Genomic DNA, 21,256 nt, shown 5'->3' on the forward strand with positions numbered 1-21,256 from the left:
CAATGCGACGATCGATGAAGATCGCCACCGCAGGGGTGGCCCTCTTCGGCCTCATCGCGCTCGCCGGGTGCACGACCGACCCGTCGGTGGCGCCGGCCGAGTCGGAGAATCCGGAGGAGTCCGCCGAGACGACCGAGTGGTTCGACCAGGAGCTCTTCGACAAGCAGGATGAGGAGCGCGGGGTCGAGCCGCAGGGACCGGCCGACCAGCCCTACCTCCAGCACATCAACGCGGAGATGGTGGACACGGCGGAGTACGCCAGCAGCGGGGCCAAGAAGGCCTGCTTCGCGAACGCCTCGATCTCCAACCCGTGGCGCCAGACCGGGTGGATCACGATGAACGAGCAGCTGAAGGTGCTGCAGGAGGCCGGAGCGATCAGTGAGATGGAGACGCGCGACGCGCAGGACTCCGACGACACGCAGATCGCCGACATCGACTACTTCATCGCCGAGGGCGGCTGCGACGTGTTCCTCATCTCGCCCAACAGCACCGCGGCGATGACGCCCGCCGTGGAGCGCGCATGCGAGACGGGCAAGCCCGTCGTGGTGTTCGACCGCGGCGTGAACACCGACTGCCCCGTCACGTTCATCCACCCGATCGGCGGTTTCGCCTGGGGCATCGACACGGCCGAGTTCCTGATCGACAACCTGGAGGAGGGAGACAAGGTCGTGGCACTGCGCATCCTCCCCGGGGTCGACGTGCTGGAGCACCGCTGGGCCGGCGCCGAGAAGCTGTTCGACGAGGCCGGCATCGAGGCCGTGGACTACTTCACGGGCGCGGACCCCGCCGAGATCAAGAGCATCATCAGCGACGAGCTCGCCAAGGGCGACGTGCACGGCATCTGGATGGACGCCGGCGACGGCGCCGTGGCCGCGATCGAGGCGTTCGAGGACGCCGGCGCCGACTACCCGGTGATGACCGGCGAGGACGAGATGAGCTTCCTGCGCAAGTGGAAGGACACCGGTCTCACGGGTCTCGCACCGGTCTACTCGAACTTCCAGTGGCGCACCCCGTTGCTCGCGGCGCAGATGATCTTCGCGGGCCAGGAGGTGCCGAAGGAGTGGGTGCTCCCGCAGAAGCCGATCACCGAGGCCGAGCTGGACCAGTACCTCGAGGCCAACGACGGCATGCCGGACGGCCACTACGCCAAGTTCGGCGGCGAGGACCTGCCCGGGTATCCGACCGTGTGGCAGGAGCGCCAGATCCCGTGACCCGAGGCTCCCGCCCTTCCGCTCCGCACCCGCGGGGTGGGAGGGTGGGAGCGTCTTCCCGATCGAAGGACGATGATGCCCCGCACGATCGCCGTCAACACCTGGGTGTGGACGTCACCGCTCACCGATGCGACGCTCGAGCCGCTCGCCCGGAAGGCCGCGGCGCTCGGGTACGACGCGCTGGAGCTGCCGCTGGAGAGCCCCGGCGACTGGGACCCCGGTCGCGCCAGGGAGCTGCTCGACGAGCTCGGGCTCGGCGCGGTCGTCGTCGGGGCCATGGGGCCCGGGCGGTCGCTGCTCGCCCGCGCCGGCGACGTGCCGGCCACGCAGGAGTACCTGCGGGCGTGTCTCGACGCTGCCGTCACCCTGCGCGCCCCGGTGGTGGCCGGGCCGTTCTACACCCCGACCGGCGTGACCTGGCGGATGGACGCCGACGAGCGCACCGCCGCCGTGTCGGAGCTGCGGGAGAACCTCGCGCCCCTGGCGGACACGGCGGCGGAGACCGGACTGATCCTGGCCGTCGAACCCCTCAACAGGTATGAGACGAGCCTGCTGAACACCGTGGAGCAGAGCCTGGATGCGCTCGACCCGCTGCTGGGCGCGGGCGTGGGGCTCGCGCTCGACACGTATCACCTCAACATCGAGGAGAAGCGGCCCGCGGAGGCGGTGCGTGCGGCCGGAGCCGCCATCGCGCACGTGCAGGTCTGCGGCAGCGACCGCGGGGCCGTGGGCGACGACCACACCGACTGGCCCGCGTTGCTGCAGGCCCTCGACGACGTCGGCTACCGCGGCGTGCTCGGCCTGGAGAGCTTCACGGGCGAGAACGCCACCATCGCGGTCGCCGCCTCCGTGTGGCGCCCGCTCGCCGCGAGCCAGGACGAGCTGGCCGCCCGCAGCATCGCCGCCCTCCGCGCCCTCGGCACCTGACCCGTCCGCACACCCGCCCGCCGCCCCCGCACACCCGCCCCCGCACACCCGCCCCGAAGGAGCATCCATGAGCACTCACCCGGTCACCCTGTTCACGGGCCAATGGGCCGACCTGCCGTTCGAGGAGGTCGCGCGGCTCGCGGCCGACTGGGGGTACGACGGCCTGGAGATCGCCGCCTCGGGGGACCACCTCGACCTGCTCCGCGCCGACGAGGACGACGCCTACGTCGCGTCGCGGCGGGAGATCCTCGACCGGCACGGGCTTCAGGTCTTCGCGATCTCGAACCACCTCGCGGGGCAGGCGGTGTGCGACGACCCGATCGACTTCCGCCACCAGGCGATCCTGCGCCCGTCCGTCTGGGGGGACGGCGCCGCGGAGGGCGTGCGGCAGCGCGCGGCGGAGGACATGAAGCGCGCGGCGCGCGTGGCGCGCAAGCTCGGCGTCGACACGGTGGTCGGCTTCACCGGTTCGTCCATCTGGCCGTTCGTGGCGATGTTCCCGCCCGTGCCCGCCGCGGTGATCGAGGCAGGGTTCCAGGACTTCGCCGACCGGTGGAACCCGATCCTGGACGTGTTCGACGCCGAGGGCGTGCGCTTCGCCCACGAGGTGCACCCGGGGGAGATCGCCTACGACTACTGGTCGAGCGTGCGCGCCCTGGACGCGATCGACCACCGGGAGGCGTTCGGGTTCAACTGGGACCCCTCGCACATGATGTGGCAGAACATCGACCCGGTCGGTTTCATCGTCGACTTCGCGGATCGCATCTACCACGTCGACTGCAAGGACACCCGGATGCGTCCGCGCAACGGCAGGGCGGGAGTGCTCGGCTCGCACCTGCCGTGGGGCGACCCGCGGCGCGGCTGGGATTTCGTCTCGACGGGTCACGGCGACGTGCCGTGGGAGGACGCCTTCCGCGCGCTCGACGCGATCGGCTACCGGGGCCCCATCTCGATCGAGTGGGAGGACGCGGGCATGGACCGTCTGCACGGCGCACCCCAGGCGCTCGCGTTCGTGCGGTCGCTGCTGTGGCCGCCGCCTGCCGCGTCGTTCGACGCCGCGTTCAGCAACCAGTGACGCGCGTCGACCTCACGGCTCGCGGAGCCGGACGAGCCGCTCGTGCCCCGTCTCCTCGAGCTCCGCGATGTCGTCGCGCGACTTGAGGAAGTCGGAGAACGAGCGGTAGCCCAGCGCCTTCTCGCTGAAGGACGGGTCCATCCGGCGCATGTGGGTCTTCACGGCGGAGCTGTGCAGCCACTCGTCCGCGTCCGCCTTGTCGTGGCCGAGCCGCAGCGCACGCTCCAGCAGACGCGTGGCCTCGCCCTGGTCGTCCACCTTCTGCTCCTCGACCTTCGGCTCCTCCGCCTTGGCCTTGGACTTCGCGCGCTTCGGGGCCGTCTTCGGCTTCGCGGCCGTGTCCGCCACGGACTCCGCGGCGGGAGCGGCGGCGGTCACCGGAGCAGCCGTCGTGGCCGGAGCGGGCTTGGCCGGGCGGGCGACGCCTGGCAGCGAGTCGTACGACTCGAACTCGTCGCACGCGGCGGCGAGGGACTTCGCGGTGGAGCCGGCGACGCCCACCCCGATCACGTAGCGGCCGAGGCGCTTGCACCGCTGCGCGAGCGGCACGTAGTCGCTGTCGCCCGCCACGATCACCACGTGCGTGAGGTCGGGCAGCCGGAACATGTCCTCCACCGCGTCGACGGCGAGGCGGATGTCGGCGCCGTTCTTGGCGTAGGCCGCCGCGGGGAAGAGCTGCACGAGGTCGACCGCGCGGGCCACGAGCTGCGAGCGGTACTCGGCGTTCACGGGAGACGACCAGTCGGCGTAGGCCCTCGTGAGCACGAGCGTGCCGAACGAGGCCGCGTAGTCGATGATCGCGCCCACCTCGATCATGGCGCTGCTCAACCGCTCGGCGACCTCGGGGTCGTTCGGGTTCTCGGTGATGCGCTGGCGGTCCTTGCCGTACGAGTTGCGGCCGTGCACGCGGTCGTACCAGGAGATGACGATGTTGTCGAAGTCGAGGTACACCGCCACGCGGGCGTCGGTCGTCTCAGCCACGTGCGTCCTCCTCGCCGGGGTAGCGCACGCCGATCTGCGCGCGGATCTCGTCGAGGGCGCCCATGATCGCCACGGTCTCGGCGATCGGCAGGATGTCGCCCTCCAGGGTGCCCGCGGCCACGAGGCGCTCGGCCGCCAGGGCCTCGAACTGCATGCCGCGGCCCTCGATGTCGGTCACGTACTCCTCCTGCACCGTGCCGTCCGGCAGGACCAGGCGGAACGTGGTGGGGGCGTACCAGACGCGGTCGATGTCGATGCGGGCGGCCGTGCCCACGATGCTGGCCGCGTTCGGGCCGGCGCCGCGCGAGGAGGAGAGGCTGGTGGAGATGGCACCGCCCTCGTGCGTCATCACGGTCGCCACCTCGGAGTCGGCGCCGGTCTCGACCAGTCGGCCGACCGCGCGGATGCTCGTCGGGGCGCCCAGGATGTCCCAGATGAAGGAGATCGGGTAGATGCCGAGGTCGAGCAGGGCGCCGCCGCCCAGCTCGAGCGCGTTCAGGCGATGGTCCGGATCGGTGGACAGCAGCTGCGTGTGGTCGGCGCTCACAGCGCGGATCTCGCCCAGTGCGCCCTCCGCGATCAGCTCGCGGATGCGCACCATGTGCGGCAGATACCGCGTCCACATCGCCTCGGTCACCAACAGGCCGCGCTCGGCTGCCAGCGCCTGCAGATCGGCGGCCTCGGCCTGCGTCAGCGTGAACGCCTTCTCGATCAGCACGTGCTTGCCGTGCTCCAGCGCCAGACGGGCGTTCGCGTGGTGCATCGGGTGCGGGGTGGAGACGTACACGATGTCGACGTCGGGGTCAGCCACGAGCGCCTCGTACGAGGGATGGGCGTGCGGGATGTCGAACCGCGCGGCGAACGCGTCGGCGGACTCCTGCGAGCGCGACCCCACCGCGACCAGTTCGAGGCCCGCCGTGCGCAGGTCGGATGCGAACGCGCCGGCGATGCCGCCGGTCGCGAGGATTCCCCAACGAAGACCAGTCATGGTCTCAGCGTAGAGGGTGGGGTGGATATGTCGCCGTGTGACGTCGCATGACACCCGGCATCGCCGCCATGGCCGCGGCGCCCGTGCGCTCCTACCGTGACGGACATGACGGAGACCCTCGTGATCGGCGCCATGGTGCGCACGCTCGGCGCCCACCCGTCGGGCTGGCGACAGCCCGGCGCCCACCGCGACCCCGCGCGCGACGCCGAGATCCTGCGGCACATCGCCCGCGAGGGGGAGGACGCGGGGCTGGACTACCTCTTCTTCGGCGACTGGCTCGCCACCGGACCCGACCTGGAATTCCGTGACCCGTACCTGCTCGCCCGCATCGACCCCCTGAGCGCCGTGCTGTACCTCGCGGGGGTGACGTCGCGGATCGGCCTCATCGCGACGGTCAACACCACCTACGCCGATCCCTATGCCACCGCCAGGGCGCTCGCCTCGCTGGACCTGCTGTCGGGAGGGCGCGCGGGCGTGAATCTCGTCACCGGCGCCGAGCCGCGTGCGGCAGGCAACCACGGTCGCGGCGCCCACGCCGACACCGAGACCAGGTACGACAGGGCCGAGGAGTTCGTCGAGGCCCTGCGCCGGCTGTGGGACTCGTGGGACGAGGACGCCTGGATCGCCGACGCCGCGCGCGGGGTGCTGATCGACCCGGACGGACTGCACGCCGCGGACCTCGACGGTGCGCACGTGCGGGTGTCCGGTCCGCTCAACGTCGCGCGCCCGCCCCAGGGTCGCCTCCCGCTCGTGCACGCCGGCACCTCACCGCGGTCGCGGAGGCTCGCGGCCACGGTGGCGGACCTGGCCCTGATCGCGGCGCCGACCCTGGACGACGCCATCGCCACGCGCCGCACGCTGCACGAGATCGCAGTCGAGGCAGGCCGCTCGCCGGAGGAGCTCCGGGTGATCGCGCCCGTGCTTCCCGTCGTCGCCGACACCGACGCCGAGGCGCACCGGATCGTGGAGCGGCTGCTCGCCCTGGTCCCGCTCGCGGAGGGGCATCAGGCGACGCGCCCGGGCTTCCCCGCGAACCGCACGGTCGCCGCTCTCGCGGATGCCTTCGACGTGGCCATCGACGACCCGCTGCGGCTGTCCTCGTTCGACGCTCCGGTCCGTCCGGCCGAGGCCCTGCGGCTGGGGGAGCGCGGAGCAGTGCTCATCGACCGCGTGCGCACGATCGCCGGGGTCGGCTCCGCGACCGGGGTGCCGCTCACCTGGCGGCACCTGGTCGCCGCCCACGCCGTCCCCGCGGCCTTCGTGGTCGGCGACGCCCGCGCCATCACCGACCACGTCGAGACCTGGCGCGACGAGGGCGCCGCGGACGGCTTCAACGTGCTCTCCGCCTTCCAGCCCGCGCAGTTCGAGGCTTTCACGCGGCTCGCCGTCCCGGAGCTCCGTCGCCGGGGGCTGCTCGCCCCGCCGCCCGAGGCCGACGCCGACGGTCGCCCGCCGACCCTTCGCGACCGCCTCCGCGTGTCGTCGCGTGTCGGCGCCTGAAAACCCCAGCCCGAATCCCTGACCGAGGAGACCTCCGCATGAACCGCCGCCTCATCCGCACCGCCGCCGTCGCCGTCCCGCTCGTCCTGGCGGGGAGTCTCGCCGCGTGCGCGACCTCCCCGGCCCCGGGCAACACTCCCTCCGACAGCGGTGACCCCGTCGCCGGGGGCACGCTCACCTACCTCGAGCACCAGGCGTACACGAACCTGTACCCGCCGCAGGCCGGCTTCTACCCCAACGGCGGCATCGTGAACAACATCACCGCCCGCCTCACCTGGCAGAACCCGGAGACGCTGGAGATCGAGCCGTGGATCGCGTCCGCGTGGACCGTGAACGACGACGCCACCGCGTACACGTTCGACCTGCAGCCCGGCGTCACCTTCTCCGACGGCACGCCCGTCGACGCGGCGGCGGTCGCCAAGAACTTCGACACGTACGGTCTCGGCGACGCGGACCGCGGGCTGACCGTCTCGGAGGCCATCAACAACTACGCGAGGAGCGAGGTGGTCGACGAGGACACGGTGACCTTCCGCTTCACGGCGCCCTCGCCGGGATTCCTGCAGGCGACCTCGACCATCAACAGCGGGCTCCTGTCGCCCGAAACCCTCGACGGCACCATCGAGGACTTCGGCGCGGGCAACGCCGAGGAGATCATCGGCTCCGGTCCCTTCACCGTCACGGACGAGAAGCTCGGCACGGAGTACACGCTCACGGCACGCGCGGACTACGACTGGGCGCCCGAGAGCGCGGACAACGACGGTCGTGCGTACCTCGACGCCGTGCACGTCCTCGTCACGCCGGAGGACTCCGTCCGCATCGGCTCGCTACTCGCCGGGCAGGCCGACTACGTGCGCTACGTGCAGGCGTTCGACGAGGACCGCGTGGAGGGCGCCGGCTTCACGCTGTACGCGCCGCAGACGCGCGGAGTGAACAACTCGATCGCGCTGCGCCCCGACAACCCGCTGCTGGCGGACATCCGCGTGCGGCAGGCTCTCATCGCGGCCGTGGATGCGCAGGAGGTCGTCGACACCCTCTTCACGGAGAACTACCCGGTCGCCACCTCCGTGCTGTCGTCCCAGGCCGTCGGGTACAAGGACGAGTCCGCGTACTACGCGCACGACCCCGAGAAGGCGGAGCAGCTGCTCGAGGACGCCGGCTGGACGCCCGGCGCCGACGGCATCCGCGAGAAGGACGGCGAGCGCCTCGCCCTCACGGTGTACGAGGCGAAGCCGCAGCCGCTGTCGAAGCAGACGCTGGAGCTCATCGCCCAGCAGCTGGCGGCGGTCGGCGTGGAGCTGACGGTGAAGCCGGGCGACGCGGGCTCCTATGCCGAGGACACCAGGGACCCGCTGAAGACGGGGCTCTACCACTCCATGGTCGGCCGCGCGGACCTCGATGTCATCAAGAGCCAGTACTTCACGAAGAACCGCGACGTGCTGATCTCGCAGGACGCGACCCTCGACGAGCTGCTGCTCGCCGTGGCGTCCGAGCCCGACGCCGAGAAGCGCATCGCCGCCTCGCAGGCCGTGCAGGACTACATCGCCGAGCAGGCGTACGTGATCCCGCTGTTCGAGGAGCCGCAGGTGTACGGGGTCGCGACCTCCGTCCACGGCGTCGCGTTCGAGTCCGTCGGACGCCCGACGTTCTCCGGCGTCTGGCTCGCGGAGCACTGAGGGCACCGGTGACCCGATGACCTTCGTGCTCCGACGAGCCGGGCAGGCCGCGATCGTGCTGGTCGCGGCCTTCACGGCCACCTTCTTCCTGCTGCAGCTGCTTCCGGGCGACGCGATCCTCATCAAGTTCTCCGACCCGAGCCTCGGGCTGTCGCCGGAGCAGCTGGACGACATCCGCGCGACCTACGGGGCGGACCTGCCTTGGTGGCAGCAGTACCTGCACGCCGGGCTCGGCTTCCTCGCGGGCGACTTCGGGTACTCGACGCAGTTCGGCACTCCGGTGCTGACGATGCTGGCCGAGGCGCTGCCCGCGACGCTGCTGCTCGCGTCGCTCGGACTCGTCGTGGCCTTGGTGCTTGCAGTGCTGATCGCCGGGCTGTCAGCGCTCGCCCCGTTCGCCTGGCTGCGCGACGGGCTGCGCCAGGTGCCTGGTCTCTTCGTCGCGGTGCCGGTCTTCTGGCTCGGCATCCTGCTCATCCAGGTGTTCTCGTTCGGCCTCGGCTGGGTGCCCATCGTCGGCGCCGACCCCGTGTCCGGGCTGATCCTGCCCGTGCTCACGCTGGCCGTGCCGATCTCGGCGCCGCTCGCGCAGGTGCTGGTGCGCTCGATCGACCGAGTGCAGGCGCAGCCCTTCGTCACGGTCGTCCGCGCCAAGGGCGCCCCGCCCGTCTGGGTGCTGACCCGCTCGGTGGCCAGGAACGCCGCCGTGCCGACGCTCACGATCGCCGGCGTGCTGTTCGGGGAGCTCGTGGGAGGCGCGGTCGTGACCGAGACCGTGTTCGGCCGCACCGGCATCGGGAGACTGACGGAGCAGGCCGTCGCGAACCAGGACATCCCGGTCCTGCAGGGCGTGGTGCTGCTGTCGGCGCTCGGCTTCGTGCTGATCAGCCTCGCGGTCGACATCGCCACTCCGCTCATCGACCCGCGGCAGCGCACCGTGCGCACGCCGACCCGCCGCACGCTCCAGGAGGCGACCGCATGACCGCTCCCGCCCCGTCCACGCCTGCCCTCGCGGCGACGGACGACACCGCTTCCGCGCCCGCATCCGCACCTCCGTCCCCGCCTTCGCCTGTCGCCGCGTCTGCGCCCGCCGTGCCGCCCGCTCTTCCGCCGCGACGCCGGGGGCGCCGCGGTCGCCCGTGGGGCCTGTCCCTCGCGGTGGCCGTGATCGCCGTCGCCGTGCTGTGGGCACTCCTCCCCGGCGTCTTCGCGCCGGGGGACCCGCTGTCCGGCGTGCCGGCGGACAAGCTCCTGCCGCCCGGCGCCGCGCACTGGTTCGGCACGGACGCCCTCGGCCGCGATCTGTTCGGCCGGGTCGTGCACGGCGCCGTGCACTCGCTCTCCGGCGCGCTGATCGCGGTGACCGTCGGGCTCGCGCTCGGCACGCTGCTCGGCGCGATCGCCGGCGCCGTCGGGGGCGTCGTCGACGACGTGCTGATGCGGGTCGTCGACGTGCTGCTGGCGATCCCGGGTCTGCTGCTCTCGCTGTCCGTCATCATCCTGCTCGGATTCGGCACGGTGAACGCGGCGATCGCCGTCGGGCTCGGCAGCGTCGCGGCGTTCGCTCGGCTCATGCGCGCAGAGGTGGCGCGCGTGCGCCGCACCGAGTACGTCGAGGCCGCCTTCGGCAGCGGTGCGACGTTCCTCGCGGTGCTGCGCCGACACGTGCTGCCGAACTCCCTCACGCCCATCGTCGCGCTCGCCGCCCTCCAGTTCGGCACCGCGATCCTGGCGATCTCCACACTGGGCTTCCTCGGCTACGGCGCGCCGCCGCCCACGCCGGAGTGGGGCCTGCTGATCGCCGAGGGCCGGAACTACACCGCGACGGCGTGGTGGCTGACCGCACTTCCCGGCCTCGTCGTCGTCGCCGTGGTGCTCAGCGCCAACCGCCTCAGCCACCGCATCGGAAGGAGCACGAGATGAGCGTGCTGACCGCCGCCGACCTGCGCGTCTCCTACGGGGAGACCGAGGTCGTGCACGACGTCTCGTTCGAGATCGGCGAGGGAGAGACCCTCGCGCTGGTCGGCGAGTCCGGGTCGGGCAAGTCGACCACGGCGCACGCCCTGCTCGGGCTGCTCCCGGAGGGCGGCCGCGTGACCGGCGGCCGGGTCCTGCTCGGCGGACTCGACATCTCGGGATGGTCGGACCGCGCGCTGCGCGGCATCCGTGGCCCGGAGGTCGGCCTGGTGCCCCAGGACCCGACGACCTCGCTCGACCCCGTGCGACCGGTGGGCGTGCAGGTGGCGGAGGTCCTGCGGCTGCACGGCCATCGCGACCGTCGGGCGCGGCGTGCGCGGGTCCTGGAGCTGCTGGATCGCGTGGGCATCGACGACCCCTCCCTGCGGGCCCGCCAGTACCCGCACGAGCTGTCCGGCGGCATGCGGCAGCGTGTGCTCATCGCCACCGCGATCGCCCTCCGGCCGCGGCTGCTCATCGCGGACGAGCCCACCAGTGCCCTGGACGCCACGGTGCAGAAGCGCGTGCTGAACCTCCTCGACGAACTCCAGCGCGAGGACGGCACCAGCATCCTGCTCGTCACACACGACCTCGGCGTCGCCGCCGACCGTGCCACGCGGATCGCCGTGCTCAAGGACGGCCGCGTGGTGGAGCACGGGCCGAGCGCGGCGGTGCTCGCCGACCCCGTCGACCCGTACACGCGGCGGCTGCTCGCCGACGCCCCGGCGTTCGCGACCGGGTTCCGTCGCCCTGAGGCCCCGCCGTTCCTGCGCGATGCGGCCGCGGTCGCCGCGGAGAACCCCTTCGTGATCGTGGCGGACGGGCTCGTGAAGGAGTTCCGCGTCGCCGGTCGCGAGCGCTTCCGGGCCGTCGACGACGTGTCATTCCGGGTGCGGAGAGGCACCACTCACGCCCTCGTGGGGGAGTCCGGATCCGGCAAGTCCACGACAGCGCGACTCGTGACCCGGTTCCTGCGCCCGGACGCCGGGACGATCGCGCTCGCCGGGGAGGACGTGACCACCGTCGACGGTGCCGCGCTGCGAGCCCTCCGGCGACGCATCCAGCTCGTCTCGCAGAACCCGTTCGCCTCCCTCGACCCGCGCCAGCAGATCGCCGACATCGTGGCGGAGCCGCTGCACAACTTCCGGATCGGCTCCAGGGCCGAGCGCCGCGAGCGCGCGGTCGCCCTGCTCGACCGCGTGGCATTGCCCGCGGAGCTGGCCCGACGCCGTCCGCACGAGCTCTCCGGCGGGCAGCGGCAGCGCGTCGCGATCGCGCGCGCCCTCGCCCTGGAGCCCGAGATCGTCGTGCTCGACGAGGCCGTCTCCGCCCTCGACGTGACGGTGCAGGCGCGCATCCTCGACCTGCTCGCCTCGCTGCAGGCCGAGCTCGCCCTGACCTACCTGTTCATCTCGCACGACCTCGCGGTGGTGCGACGCCTCAGCCACACGGTCTCGGTCCTGCACCGCGGCCGCATCGTCGAGGAGGGGCCGACCGACGAGCTCTTCCACGATCCGCAGCACGCGGTCACCAGGGAGCTGCTCGCCGCCGTGCCAGGACAGATCGGGATCACCGCATGACCACTGCACGCCCCACCACCGCGTTCTTCACCCGGCTGCTCGACGACGCCGCTCCGGCCGACCGGTACGCGCTCGCGGTGGAACAGCTGCAGCACGCCGAGCGCCACGGCATCGGTCGTGCCTGGGTCGCCCAGCACCACTTCCGCGCCGCGGAGGGCGGGCTGCCCTCGCCGCTGGTCTTCCTCGCCCACGCCGCCGCGCGCACCGAGAGGATCCGGCTCGGCACGGGCGTCATCACGCTGCCGATCGAGGACCCGGTGCGCGTCGCCGAGGATGCGGTGGTCGCCGACCTCCTCACTGGCGGACGGCTCGACCTGGGGCTCGGCAGCGGGGGCACGCCGTCGTCGTTCCCGCCGTTCGGGCAGGACGTGCGCGACAAGGCGCTGACGTACGACCGCAAGCTCGCCACGCTGCTCGACGCGCTGCACGGGCGCGACGTCGGCGCAGGCAACACTCTGTATCCGGATGCCGGGAGCCTCGCGGAGCGGCTGTGGCAGGCCACCTTCTCCGCGCCCGGCGGTCATCGGGCGGGCGTGCACGGCCACGGACTGCTGCTGTCGCGCACACAACCGCGTCCGGCCGAACGCCTGCACGCGCCGCTCTCCGCGCTGCAGGACCCCCTCATCGACGCGTACCTGGAGGCGCTGCCGCCCGGAGTGCCGCCGCGCATCACGGCGTCGCGCACGGTGTTCGTCGCGGACGACCGCGCGGAGGCGCTGCGCTTCGCCGAGGTCGGGCTGCGCCGGGCGGCCGAGGGGTTCCGGCGCCAGGGGCAGACCATCCCCGGAGACACCCTGCCCGAGCTGATCGCCGCACTCGACACGCACCTGGGCACACCGGAGGACGTGGCGGCCTCGCTCGCCGCCGACACCACGCTGACCCGCGCGACCGAGGTGGCCTTCCAGGTGCACTCGGTCGACGCCCCGCACGAGCACGTGCTGCGGTCGATCGAGCTGTTCGCGACCGCGGTGGCGCCCGCCCTCGGGTATGCCCTCGCACCCACCACCACCGACACCCTCAAGGAGAACGCATGACCACCGACACCGTCGACCTGATCGCCGGGGTGACGCCGGCGCTGGAGGCGCTGCGCCGCCGCCGACCGGTCACCCGCGAACAGCTCCAGGCGAGCTTCGACGCCCTCTTCCGTCCGGTCTCGGTGCAGCATGTCTCGCAGGCCGAGCGCGAGCTCGTCGCGGCCTTCGCCACCGCGCTCACCGCCCCGGGCGACTCCGCCGCCGCAGGCGACCCCACGGTCGCAGGCGACCCCACCGCCGCGTTCTACGCCGACCGTGCGCGGAAGGCGGATCCGGTGCGGGCTGCGGCGGTGCTCGCGGAGGCCGAGACCGCCACGACTCCCGGTCCCTTCGGCGCCTACCGCGAGCTCGGCCTGCACGACGAGAGCACGGACGGGCCGCGGTACACCCCGGGCGACGGGGCCACCGCCGCGCTCGGCGAACGGCTGGCGGCAGCGCTCGCCCACGCCCACCTGCTCGTGCTGCGACCGCGGGAGGCATCCGGCGCCGACCTCGGACGGCTGCTCGACGCCGGCTGGTCGCCCGACGGCATCGTGACGCTGTCGCAGCTGGTGTCGTTCCTCGCGTTCCAGCAGCGCGTGGTCTCCGGGCTGCGCGTGCTCGACGCCGCGGGGCTCGCGGACGACAACGCGCCGACGGGTGCATCGGGCGCCGAGGAGGTCGCCGCATGAGCGCCCCCGAGGCCGTGCTCCGCCACGACGACGCCGCCCACCCGCACGCCTTCACCCGCGAACAGGTCGGCTGGACCCCGCACCTCGCGCCGCTCGCGGAGGACGAGCTGACCCCGCGTCACCGCGACGGACTGGTCGAGCCGTCGCGGGCCAGGAACGAGTACTTCCGCCTCCTCGCGCGCGACCCTGAGGTGCTGCGGGCGCGCACCCTGGTCGACAAGGACATCTTCTTCAACGCGGCGGAGGGGCTGCCGCGTGCCGATCGCGAGCTCGCGGCGACCGCGGCCTCGCGCCGGAACGGCTGCGTGTTCTGCGCCTCGGTGCACTCCCGGTTCGCGGCGCATCACAGCTCGCGCACGGACGACGTCGACCGCCTGCTCGACGAGGGAGTGGACGCCGACCTCGGCGAGCGGTGGAACGCGATCGTCGCGGCGGCCGTGGCGCTCACGGACACGCCGAGCGCCTTCGGGCACGCACACGTGGCACGGTTGCGCGCGGCCGGTCTGGACGACCTGGAGATCGCGGACGTCATCCACGGTGCCGCGTTCTTCAACTGGGCGAACCGGCTGATGCTGTCGCTCGGCCGCCCCGTCGCCCCCGCCTGACACTGGCCGCCCGGGCCCGCGCGGTCAGGGGAGGAGGGTGATCTTGCCGGAGGCGGCGCCGGACTCCATGAGCTCGTGGGCCCGCGCCGCCTCGGCGAGGGGCAGCTGGGGGCCGAGCTCGATCGTGAAGTCGCCGGCGGCCAGCAGGTCGACGGTCTTCTGCAGCGCCTCGGCGCGCCATTCCAGCTCCTGCGCGGTGAGCGGCACCGGTGATCCGCCCGAGAAGGCGCGGATGCCGAAGTCGGCGGCGTCGGGGCCGCGCACGATCGTGGCGATGCGGTCGCGGTCGGCCACCAGCGCGAGGGAGGTCTGGATCGCCTCGTCCGTGCCTGCGCAGTCGAGGGTCACGGTGACCGGAGCGGGGGCGGCGTCGCGCACGCGCTCGAGCAGCCCGTCGCCGTAGGCCACGGGGATCGCGCCGAGCTCGCGCAGCTGGTCGTGCCTGGCCGGACTCGCGGTGGCGATCACCGTGGCGCCCCCGGCGACAGCGAACTGGACAGCGGCCTGGCCGACCGAGCCGGAGCCGCCGTGAACGAGGAGCACGTCGCCCGCCTGCACGTCGAGCGACCGCAGGGCCTGGTAGGCCGTGCCGGCGGGGATCCCGATCGCGGCACCCTCGGCGGCGGTCACCGCATCGGGCAGCCGCACGAGCTTCTCGGCCTCCACGGCCAGGGCGGAGGCATACGTGCCCACCGCATCGCGGATCGCCACCCTGTCGCCCACGGCGAGACCCTCGACGCCCTCGCCGAGCACCTCGACCACTCCGGCGCCGTCGAACCCGACCGGACGCGGCTCGGTGATCGGCGGAGAGGGGCGCTTGCCGCTGCGGAGCTTCGCATCGATGGGGTTCGCGCCCGCCGCCTCGATCCGCACCACGACCTCGCCGCGGACGGCGACGGGGTCGGGGACCTCCATCAGGTGCAGGACGTCGGGGGAGCCGAACTCGGTGTAGACGATCGCGCTGGCCATGGTCCCAGGCTACCCGCGCCGGCGCGGTCAGCGCCCGGCGAGCGCCTTCATGATCCGCTGCGGCGACACCGGCTGTGCGGTGCCGAGGCGCTGCGCGAACAGGCTCACGCGGTACTCCTCCAGCAGCCAGCGCGTCTCCGCGAGGGCGGGCGTCGCGTCGCGGGGGAGCGGGATGGTGCCGCCAGCCTCCTCGTACGCCTTCGCCATCCGCTCGAACTCGGTCATGCGGGCGCGATCCCTGCCCGGTTCGTTCGCCAGGGTCTTCAGGCGGTCGAGCATGCCGTCCAGGTATCGGGGATACTGCGCCAGCCGGTCCACGCCCGCGGCGGACACGAACCCGGGGTGCAGCAGACCGGAGAGCTGCCCGCGCAGGTCGCCCAGCGGGCCGAGCAGTGCGAGCGAGTTCTGCCCCTTGATTCCGCGCTCCACCTCGCGCGCCTTCGTGAGGATGCGGGCGACGAGCGACACGCACGCGAACAGCTCGTCCACGAGCACGGCGGACACGGCATCCCGCACCTGCGCGAACGCGGCCTCGGTGCGCACGATGCCGCGGTCGCGTCCGTCCGGCGCGCCCGTGGACCCGTCGATGACCCGTCGGGCGACGGCCGCACGGCAGTCCTCGATCAGGGCGGACGCCGAGGAGTACGGTGAGGCCGCGAGGGCGAGCTTCTCCTGACTGGTCAGGTGCTGCTGCACGTAGGAGGACGGAGAGGGCACGGCGAGCAGCACGAGGCGCAGCACGCCGTCGCGCGTGGCGGCCGCGGCGGCATCCGGCGTGGACTCCACGCGCACCGACACGCTCGCGCCGTCGTCGACGATCGCCGGGTAGCCGCGCACCACGCCGCCGGCGACGCGCGTGTCGAGCACCTCCGGCAGGTCGCCGAAGCTCCAGGCGGTGAGCCCGCTCTGCTCGACGGAGGCCGCGGCCACCCGTGCCGGGGCTTCGCCGGGACGCGCGGGGCCCGTGCCGGGGGCCTTCGCGACCGACCGGGCGACGCTGCTGCGCGCGCGGTCGGAGAGCTGCGCCTGCAACGCCCGGAGGTCGCGCCCGGAGCCGACCACGCGACCCCGGTCGTCGACCGCGCGGAAGTTCATGCGCAGGTGTGCGGGCACCCGCTCGTCCTCGAAGTCGGACGCGGAGACGAGCTGATTCGCGAGCGGCTGGATCAGCCGGGCCAGGGCCTCCTTGAGCGTGCGCGGGGGCAGACCCTCGTGAGCCTCCGGGCCCTGGTCGGCGAGCTCGGCCCCGAACTTCTCCGCCCAGTCCGCCGCGGGCACGACGTGGCGGCGGATGGCCTTGGGCAGCGCGCGCAGCAGCCCGGTGACGAGCTCGGCGCGGAGCCCCGGCACCTGCCAGTCGAAGCCGCGGTCCTCCAGCTGCGCGAGCAGGGGGAGGGGCACCACGACGCTCACGCCGTCGTCCGGGGCGCCGGGCTCGAAGCGGTACGCGAGCCCCAGCACCTGGTCGCCCTGCGTCCACCGCGTCGGGAACTCGCGCTGATCGGCGCGGTCCTCGTCGTCGATCAGGTCGCTCTCGCGCATCACGAGCAGCTTCGGCGTCGCGACGAGCGCGTCCCGCCACCAGGCCTCGAAGGAGCGCACGTCGAAGACCTCGGCGGGGATGCGCTCGTCGTAGAACCGGAACACGGCCTCGTCGCCGGCCAGGATGTCGCGGCGACGCTCCCGCTCCTCGAGCTTCTCCAGGCGGCGGCGCAGCTCGGCGTTGCTGCGCCAGAAGGCGCTCACGCGCTTGTCGATCCGCGACGGGTCCCACTCGCCCTCGACGAGCGCATGCCGCACGAACAGCTCGCGCGAGGCGGCCCTGTCGATGCGCGCGAACTGCACGCGCCGCCGCGGGATGATCTCCACGCCGAACAGGGTGACCTTCTCGAAGGCCACGGCGGCACCCGCGTCCTTCGACCAGTGCGGCTCCGTGACCTGTCGCTTGGCGAGCTCGCCCGCGAGCGGCTCCGCCCACGCCGGGTCGATCGCGGCGACCGTGCGGGCGAAGGTGCGCGAGGTCTCCACGATCTCGGCGGCCATCACCGCGCGCGGGCTCTTCTTCCGCAGGGCCGAGCCGGGGAAGATCGAGAACCGGATGCCGCGGGCTCCGCGATACTCGGTGATCCGCCGCTTCGGATCGCGCGCGGGGGAGTGCGTCTTGCCCGCCGGGGCGGTGCGCTCGTCGAGCACCCCGATCTGCGACAGCAGGCCGGACAGCAGTGCCCGGTGCACGGCGTCGGGGTCGGCGGCGCCGGTCTGCTCCGCGCCGCGCTCCGGCGTCTTCACCAGGGTGCGCAGCTGCCGGTGCACGTCGAACCACTCGCGCACGCGCACGTAGTTGAGGTGCTCGGCGCGGCAGAGACGGCGGAAAGCGCTCGAGCCGAGTTCGCGCTGCTGTTCGCGGAGGTGGTTCCACAGGTTCAGCAGCGTGAGGAAGTCGCTCGTGGGGTCGGCGAAGCGGGCGTGCAGTCGGTCGGCCTCCTCGCGCCGCTCCTCCGGGCGCTCGCGGACGTCCTGGATCGTGAGGCCCGCCACGATCGCGAGCACGTCCCGCAGCACGGAGCCGCCGCGACCGGAGCGCTGCGCCTCGATCAGCATGCGGGCGAAGCGCGGATCGATCGGCATGCGCGAGAGGTCGCGGCCGATCCTGGTGAGATGCGGGGAGCCGTCGCGGCGGGAGGGCTCGACGGCGCCCAGCTCGGTGAGCAGGTCGAACGCGGCCTTCACGCCGCGGGAGTCCGGCGGGGTGAGGAACGGGAACGCCGTGATGTCGCCGAACCCCAGTGCCAGCATCTGCAGGATGACGGAGGCGAGCGAGGTGCGCAGGATCTCGGGCTCGGTGAACTCGGGACGCCGCGCGAAGTCCTCCTCCGAGTAGAGGCGGATCGCGATGCCCTCGCTCGTGCGTCCGGCGCGACCGGAGCGCTGGTTCGCGGAGGCCTGCGAGATGGCCTCGATGGGAAGCCGCTGCACCTTCGACCGGTTGCTGTAGCGCGAGATGCGTGCGGTGCCCGTGTCGATCACGTACTTGATGCCCGGCACCGTGAGGCTCGTCTCGGCCACGTTCGTGGCGAGGACGACCCGGCGACGGACCCCGGCCACGCTGCTGCGCTCGAACACCCGGTGCTGCTCGGCGGAGGAGAGGCGGCCGAACAGCGGCAGCACCTCGGTCGGCGAGCGGTCCTTCGCGTAGGCGCCGCGGACGGCGTCGGCCGCGTCGCGGATCTCGGCCTCGCCGGGGAGGAACACCAGCACGTCGCCCGGCGGCTCCCGGTCGAGTTCGCGCAGTGCGGCGACGATCGCCGACACCTCGTCCTCCGGGTCGGCGCCGGACGGACCGTCGTCCCCCTCGTCGATGAGGGGGCGGTGGCGGATCTCCACCGGGTAGGTGCGGCCGGACACCTCGACGATGGGTGCGGGGGTGCCGTCGGACGCGGCGAAGTGGGCGGCGAAGCTCTCCGGGTCGATCGTCGCGGAGGTGATGATCACCTTGAGATCGGGGCGCTCCGGGAGGATGCGGGCCAGGTAGCCGAGCAGGAAGTCCACGTTGAGGGACCGCTCGTGGGCCTCGTCGATGATGATCGTGTCATAGCGGCTGAGCAGGCGGTCGCGGTGGATCTCGTTGAGCAGGATGCCGTCGGTCATCAGCGCGATGCGCGTGTCCTCGGACACCCTGTCGGTGAAGCGCACCTTGTAGCCGACGAGGGTGCCCAGCTCGACCTGCAGCTCCTCCGCGACGCGCTCGGCGATCGTGCGGGCGGCGAGACGGCGCGGCTGCGTGTGGGCGATGCGCTCACGGCCGAGCTCGAGGGCGATCTTGGGCAGCTGCGTGGTCTTGCCCGAGCCCGTGGCACCCGCGACGATCACGACCTGGTGGTCGCGGACGGCGTCGGCGATCTCCTCCCGCGCGGCGCTGACGGGCAGCTCCGGGGGATAGGAGATGACGGGAGAGGACATAGCCCTCCATCGTATGCCGGGATGCGCGCCCTACGATCAACACGTGATCTCCGCTCTCGCGCCCGTCCGGTGGTTCCGGGACTTCGGGCGTCCCCCGCGCATCCTCGGCCTCGACGTGGCGCGCGCCCTCGCCATCCTCGGCATGGCCGGTGCCCACATCGGGGAGTTCGTTCCCTTCCAGTGGAGCGACCCGTCCACGTGGACGGACCTCGTCCACGGTCGCTCGTCCCTGCTCTTCGCACTGCTCGCCGGGGTGTCGATCGCGCTGATGACGGGCCGCAGCACACCGCCCGCCCCCGAGCGGATGCCGTCTCTCCGGCTGAACCTCGTGGGCCGCGGCGCGACGATCTTCCTGATCGGGCTCGCGCTGGAGATGCTGAACACCCCGATCGCCGTGATCCTCACGCTGTACGGGCTGCTGTACGTCGCGGTGATCCCGTTCCTGCGCTGGCGCCCGTGGCAGCTGCTGCTCGGTGCGGGTGTGCTCGCGCTCACGGCCCCGGCGACCCTGGCACTCCTCGCCGCGCTCGCCCTGGAGCCCTACGGCGGCGGGATCTCCTTCGCGCTGTACGGCATGTACCCGCTGTCGGTGTGGCTCGCGTTCGCGCTGGCCGGCATGGCGCTGGGCCGATTGCACGTGGAGCGCCTGCGCACCGCCGCGATCGCCCTCATCGCGGGCGTGGTGCTGGCGGTGTGCGGCTACGGCCTCGGCGCCGTGGGGCAGGGGCTCGGGCTCGACGGGAGGAGCGGTCTCGGGTTCGGCTCGGAAACCGGATGGGAGGCGTATCCCGACGCCCTGGCAGCCGCCGATCCGGTGGGCGCCGCGCTGTCGGCGTTCTTCGCGGTCGAGCCCCATTCGGGCGGGACGGCGGAGGTCGTGGGGTCAGGGGGGTTCGTGCTCGCCGTCGTCGGCCTGTGCCTGCTGCTGAGCCGCCCGCTGCGCTGGCCCTTCCTCCCGCTCGCGGCCCTGGGGTCCATGCCGCTGACGGCGTACACCGCGCACGTGCTCTCGGTCGTCGTGGTCGCGGGCCCCGGCGGGTTCTTCCAGAGCAACGACTTCTGGGCAGCCACCGCCCTCGTGCTCCTGATCGCGGCGACCCTGTGGTCGATGTTCCTCGGCCGCGGTCCGCTCGAGCGCCTCGTCGGTCGCGCTGCACAGGCCATGGCCGCCGTCCCGGTATCGCGCGCCGACGCGACGGCGGACACGGATCGTCACGTTCCCGCACCACCTGTCATCACAGGTCATAGGCTGGGCGCATGACGATTCCTGCACTCGAACTGAACGACGGCAACTCCATCCCGCAGCTGGGCTACGGCGTCTTCAAGGTGCCGCCGGCCGAGACCGAGAAGGCGGTGAGCGAGGCGCTGGAGATCGGGTACCGCCACATCGACACCGCCGCGATCTACGGCAACGAGGAGGGCGTCGGCGCTGCCATCGCGTCCTCCGGCATCCCGCGCGAGGAGCTGTTCGTCACCACGAAGCTCTGGAACGACCGCCACCACGACGACGAGCCGCGCGCCGCGATCGGCGAGAGCCTGGACAAGCTCGGGCTGGAGCAGGTCGACCTGTACCTCGTGCACTGGCCCACCCCCGCCAAGGACGACTACGTGCACGCGTTCGCGAAGCTCATCGAGCTGCGCGAGGCCGGGCTGACCCGCAGCATCGGCGTCTCGAACTTCCTGGTGCCGCACCTGGAGCGCACCGTGAAGGAGACCGGCGTGGTCCCCGCGGTCAACCAGATCGAGCTGCACCCCGCCTACCAGCGTCGCGAAGAGGTCGCGTGGGCCGAGGAGAACGGCGTGCGCATCGAGGCGTGGGGTCCGCTCGGCCAGGGCAAGTACGACCTGTTCGGCACTCCGGCCGTCGCGGACGCCGCGGCCGCGCACGGTGTGACCCCCGCGCAGGCGGTGCTGCGCTGGCATCTGCAGAAGGGCATCATCGTGTTCCCGAAGTCGGTGCGGCCGGAGCGCCTCCGCGAGAACCTCGACGTGTTCGGCTTCACGCTGACCGATGAGGAGATCGCCGCGATCGACGCGCTGGACCCGCTCGACGGCTCCGGCCGCGTGGGCTCGCACCCCGACGAGGTGAACTGACCACGGTGGACTGACCCGCGTCCCGCCGCGCG

At 72.7% G+C, this 21,256-nt stretch carries 17 protein-coding genes; 13 read left to right on the forward strand and 4 right to left on the reverse strand.

The genetic code is table 11. The features are described from left to right. Positions 1 to 2 precede the first annotated feature (2 nt). The 3 genes from M3C17_RS06600 to M3C17_RS06610 all read left to right on the forward strand — a co-directional run bounded on the left by M3C17_RS06600 (position 3) and on the right by M3C17_RS06610 (position 3,213). On the forward strand, positions 3 to 1,211 hold the full coding sequence (locus M3C17_RS06600) for a substrate-binding domain-containing protein (RefSeq protein ID WP_259976837.1): 1,209 nt from the start codon (positions 3 to 5) through the stop codon (positions 1,209 to 1,211). Between the two features lie 75 nt (positions 1,212 to 1,286). Further along, entirely contained in the window at positions 1,287 to 2,138 is an 852-nt protein-coding gene (locus M3C17_RS06605; protein WP_259976854.1) for a sugar phosphate isomerase/epimerase, read from the forward strand. Positions 2,139 to 2,205: 67 nt separating this feature from the next. Beyond that, a complete protein-coding gene (locus M3C17_RS06610; RefSeq protein ID WP_259976838.1) occupies positions 2,206 to 3,213 on the forward strand; it encodes a sugar phosphate isomerase/epimerase in 1,008 nt (335 codons plus the stop codon). A 12-nt stretch (positions 3,214 to 3,225) separates the two neighbouring features. On the opposite strand, the gene M3C17_RS06615 is transcribed toward M3C17_RS06610, so the two are convergent. Both M3C17_RS06615 and M3C17_RS06620 read right to left on the reverse strand, forming a co-directional pair. Beyond that, a complete protein-coding gene (locus M3C17_RS06615) occupies positions 3,226 to 4,194 on the reverse strand; it encodes an NYN domain-containing protein (RefSeq protein WP_259976839.1) in 969 nt (322 codons plus the stop codon). Then, positions 4,187 to 5,182, reverse strand: coding sequence for a Gfo/Idh/MocA family protein (locus M3C17_RS06620; RefSeq protein ID WP_259976840.1), 996 nt, complete (start codon positions 5,180 to 5,182; stop codon positions 4,187 to 4,189). The genes M3C17_RS06615 and M3C17_RS06620 overlap by 8 nt, the downstream gene beginning before the upstream one ends. Positions 5,183 to 5,287: 105 nt before the next feature. Here M3C17_RS06620 and M3C17_RS06625 point away from each other — a divergent pair, with 105 nt between their 5' ends. From M3C17_RS06625 to M3C17_RS06660, 8 genes are read left to right on the forward strand one after another with little or no spacing between them, the layout of a single operon-like run. Further along, complete coding sequence (locus M3C17_RS06625) at positions 5,288 to 6,682, forward strand: NtaA/DmoA family FMN-dependent monooxygenase (RefSeq protein ID WP_259976841.1); 1,395 nt, start codon at positions 5,288 to 5,290, stop codon at positions 6,680 to 6,682. Positions 6,683 to 6,720: 38 nt separating this feature from the next. After that, a complete protein-coding gene (locus tag M3C17_RS06630; RefSeq protein WP_259976842.1) occupies positions 6,721 to 8,355 on the forward strand; it encodes a TIGR04028 family ABC transporter substrate-binding protein in 1,635 nt (544 codons plus the stop codon). Positions 8,356 to 8,371: 16 nt separating this feature from the next. After that, on the forward strand, positions 8,372 to 9,337 hold the full coding sequence (locus M3C17_RS06635; RefSeq protein ID WP_259976843.1) for an ABC transporter permease: 966 nt from the start codon (positions 8,372 to 8,374) through the stop codon (positions 9,335 to 9,337). Then, positions 9,334 to 10,278 (forward strand): ABC transporter permease, encoded by a 945-nt coding sequence (locus M3C17_RS06640; protein WP_259976844.1) that lies wholly within the window; start codon positions 9,334 to 9,336, stop codon positions 10,276 to 10,278. Before M3C17_RS06635 ends, M3C17_RS06640 begins: the two co-directional genes overlap by 4 nt. Continuing rightward, positions 10,275 to 11,891, forward strand: a complete 1,617-nt coding sequence (locus tag M3C17_RS06645) for an ABC transporter ATP-binding protein (RefSeq protein ID WP_259976845.1) — start codon at positions 10,275 to 10,277, stop codon at positions 11,889 to 11,891. The genes M3C17_RS06640 and M3C17_RS06645 overlap by 4 nt, the downstream gene beginning before the upstream one ends. After that, positions 11,888 to 12,925 carry a putative FMN-dependent luciferase-like monooxygenase gene (locus M3C17_RS06650; protein ID WP_259976846.1) on the forward strand — a complete coding sequence of 346 codons (1,038 nt, stop codon included), beginning with the start codon at positions 11,888 to 11,890 and terminating at the stop codon, positions 12,923 to 12,925. The genes M3C17_RS06645 and M3C17_RS06650 overlap by 4 nt, the downstream gene beginning before the upstream one ends. Beyond that, on the forward strand, positions 12,922 to 13,596 hold the full coding sequence (locus M3C17_RS06655; protein ID WP_259976847.1) for a CMD domain protein: 675 nt from the start codon (positions 12,922 to 12,924) through the stop codon (positions 13,594 to 13,596). Before M3C17_RS06650 ends, M3C17_RS06655 begins: the two co-directional genes overlap by 4 nt. Continuing rightward, positions 13,593 to 14,201 (forward strand): alkylhydroperoxidase domain protein, encoded by a 609-nt coding sequence (locus M3C17_RS06660; protein WP_259976848.1) that lies wholly within the window; start codon positions 13,593 to 13,595, stop codon positions 14,199 to 14,201. Before M3C17_RS06655 ends, M3C17_RS06660 begins: the two co-directional genes overlap by 4 nt. A gap of 24 nt (positions 14,202 to 14,225) precedes the next feature. Here the strand turns inward: M3C17_RS06660 and M3C17_RS06665 are convergent, their stop codons facing one another. Both M3C17_RS06665 and hrpA read right to left on the reverse strand, forming a co-directional pair. Next, on the reverse strand, positions 14,226 to 15,170 hold the full coding sequence (locus tag M3C17_RS06665) for an NADP-dependent oxidoreductase (protein ID WP_259976849.1): 945 nt from the start codon (positions 15,168 to 15,170) through the stop codon (positions 14,226 to 14,228). A 27-nt stretch (positions 15,171 to 15,197) separates the two neighbouring features. Next, positions 15,198 to 19,130 (reverse strand): ATP-dependent RNA helicase HrpA, encoded by a 3,933-nt coding sequence (gene hrpA, locus M3C17_RS06670; protein ID WP_259976850.1) that lies wholly within the window; start codon positions 19,128 to 19,130, stop codon positions 15,198 to 15,200. 43 nt (positions 19,131 to 19,173) lie between these two features. On the opposite strand from hrpA, the gene M3C17_RS06675 reads away from it, so the two are divergent. Then, positions 19,174 to 20,391 (forward strand): heparan-alpha-glucosaminide N-acetyltransferase domain-containing protein, encoded by a 1,218-nt coding sequence (locus M3C17_RS06675; RefSeq protein WP_259976851.1) that lies wholly within the window; start codon positions 19,174 to 19,176, stop codon positions 20,389 to 20,391. Beyond that, a complete protein-coding gene (locus M3C17_RS06680) occupies positions 20,388 to 21,224 on the forward strand; it encodes an aldo/keto reductase (protein ID WP_259976852.1) in 837 nt (278 codons plus the stop codon). Before M3C17_RS06675 ends, M3C17_RS06680 begins: the two co-directional genes overlap by 4 nt. The last annotated feature ends 32 nt before the right edge of the window (positions 21,225 to 21,256 follow it).

Origin of the sequence: Microbacterium sp. p3-SID336, assembly GCF_025143365.1 — a bacterium.
Classification (GTDB): domain Bacteria; phylum Actinomycetota; class Actinomycetes; order Actinomycetales; family Microbacteriaceae; genus Microbacterium.

Coding starts and splice junctions, on each gene's coding strand:
- M3C17_RS06660 (WP_259976848.1), top strand. CDS start 13,593: ATGAGCGCCCCCGAGGCCGTGCTCCGCCACGACGACGCCGCCCACCCG.
- M3C17_RS06610 (WP_259976838.1), top strand. CDS start 2,206: ATGAGCACTCACCCGGTCACCCTGTTCACGGGCCAATGGGCCGACCTG.
- M3C17_RS06620 (WP_259976840.1), bottom strand. CDS start 5,182: ATGACTGGTCTTCGTTGGGGAATCCTCGCGACCGGCGGCATCGCCGGC.
- M3C17_RS06665 (WP_259976849.1), bottom strand. CDS start 15,170: ATGGCCAGCGCGATCGTCTACACCGAGTTCGGCTCCCCCGACGTCCTG.
- M3C17_RS06630 (WP_259976842.1), top strand. CDS start 6,721: ATGAACCGCCGCCTCATCCGCACCGCCGCCGTCGCCGTCCCGCTCGTC.
- M3C17_RS06645 (WP_259976845.1), top strand. CDS start 10,275: ATGAGCGTGCTGACCGCCGCCGACCTGCGCGTCTCCTACGGGGAGACC.
- M3C17_RS06650 (WP_259976846.1), top strand. CDS start 11,888: ATGACCACTGCACGCCCCACCACCGCGTTCTTCACCCGGCTGCTCGAC.
- M3C17_RS06635 (WP_259976843.1), top strand. CDS start 8,372: ATGACCTTCGTGCTCCGACGAGCCGGGCAGGCCGCGATCGTGCTGGTC.
- M3C17_RS06600 (WP_259976837.1), top strand. CDS start 3: ATGCGACGATCGATGAAGATCGCCACCGCAGGGGTGGCCCTCTTCGGC.
- M3C17_RS06640 (WP_259976844.1), top strand. CDS start 9,334: ATGACCGCTCCCGCCCCGTCCACGCCTGCCCTCGCGGCGACGGACGAC.
- M3C17_RS06605 (WP_259976854.1), top strand. CDS start 1,287: ATGCCCCGCACGATCGCCGTCAACACCTGGGTGTGGACGTCACCGCTC.
- M3C17_RS06680 (WP_259976852.1), top strand. CDS start 20,388: ATGACGATTCCTGCACTCGAACTGAACGACGGCAACTCCATCCCGCAG.
- M3C17_RS06625 (WP_259976841.1), top strand. CDS start 5,288: ATGACGGAGACCCTCGTGATCGGCGCCATGGTGCGCACGCTCGGCGCC.
- M3C17_RS06655 (WP_259976847.1), top strand. CDS start 12,922: ATGACCACCGACACCGTCGACCTGATCGCCGGGGTGACGCCGGCGCTG.
- hrpA (WP_259976850.1), bottom strand. CDS start 19,130: ATGTCCTCTCCCGTCATCTCCTATCCCCCGGAGCTGCCCGTCAGCGCC.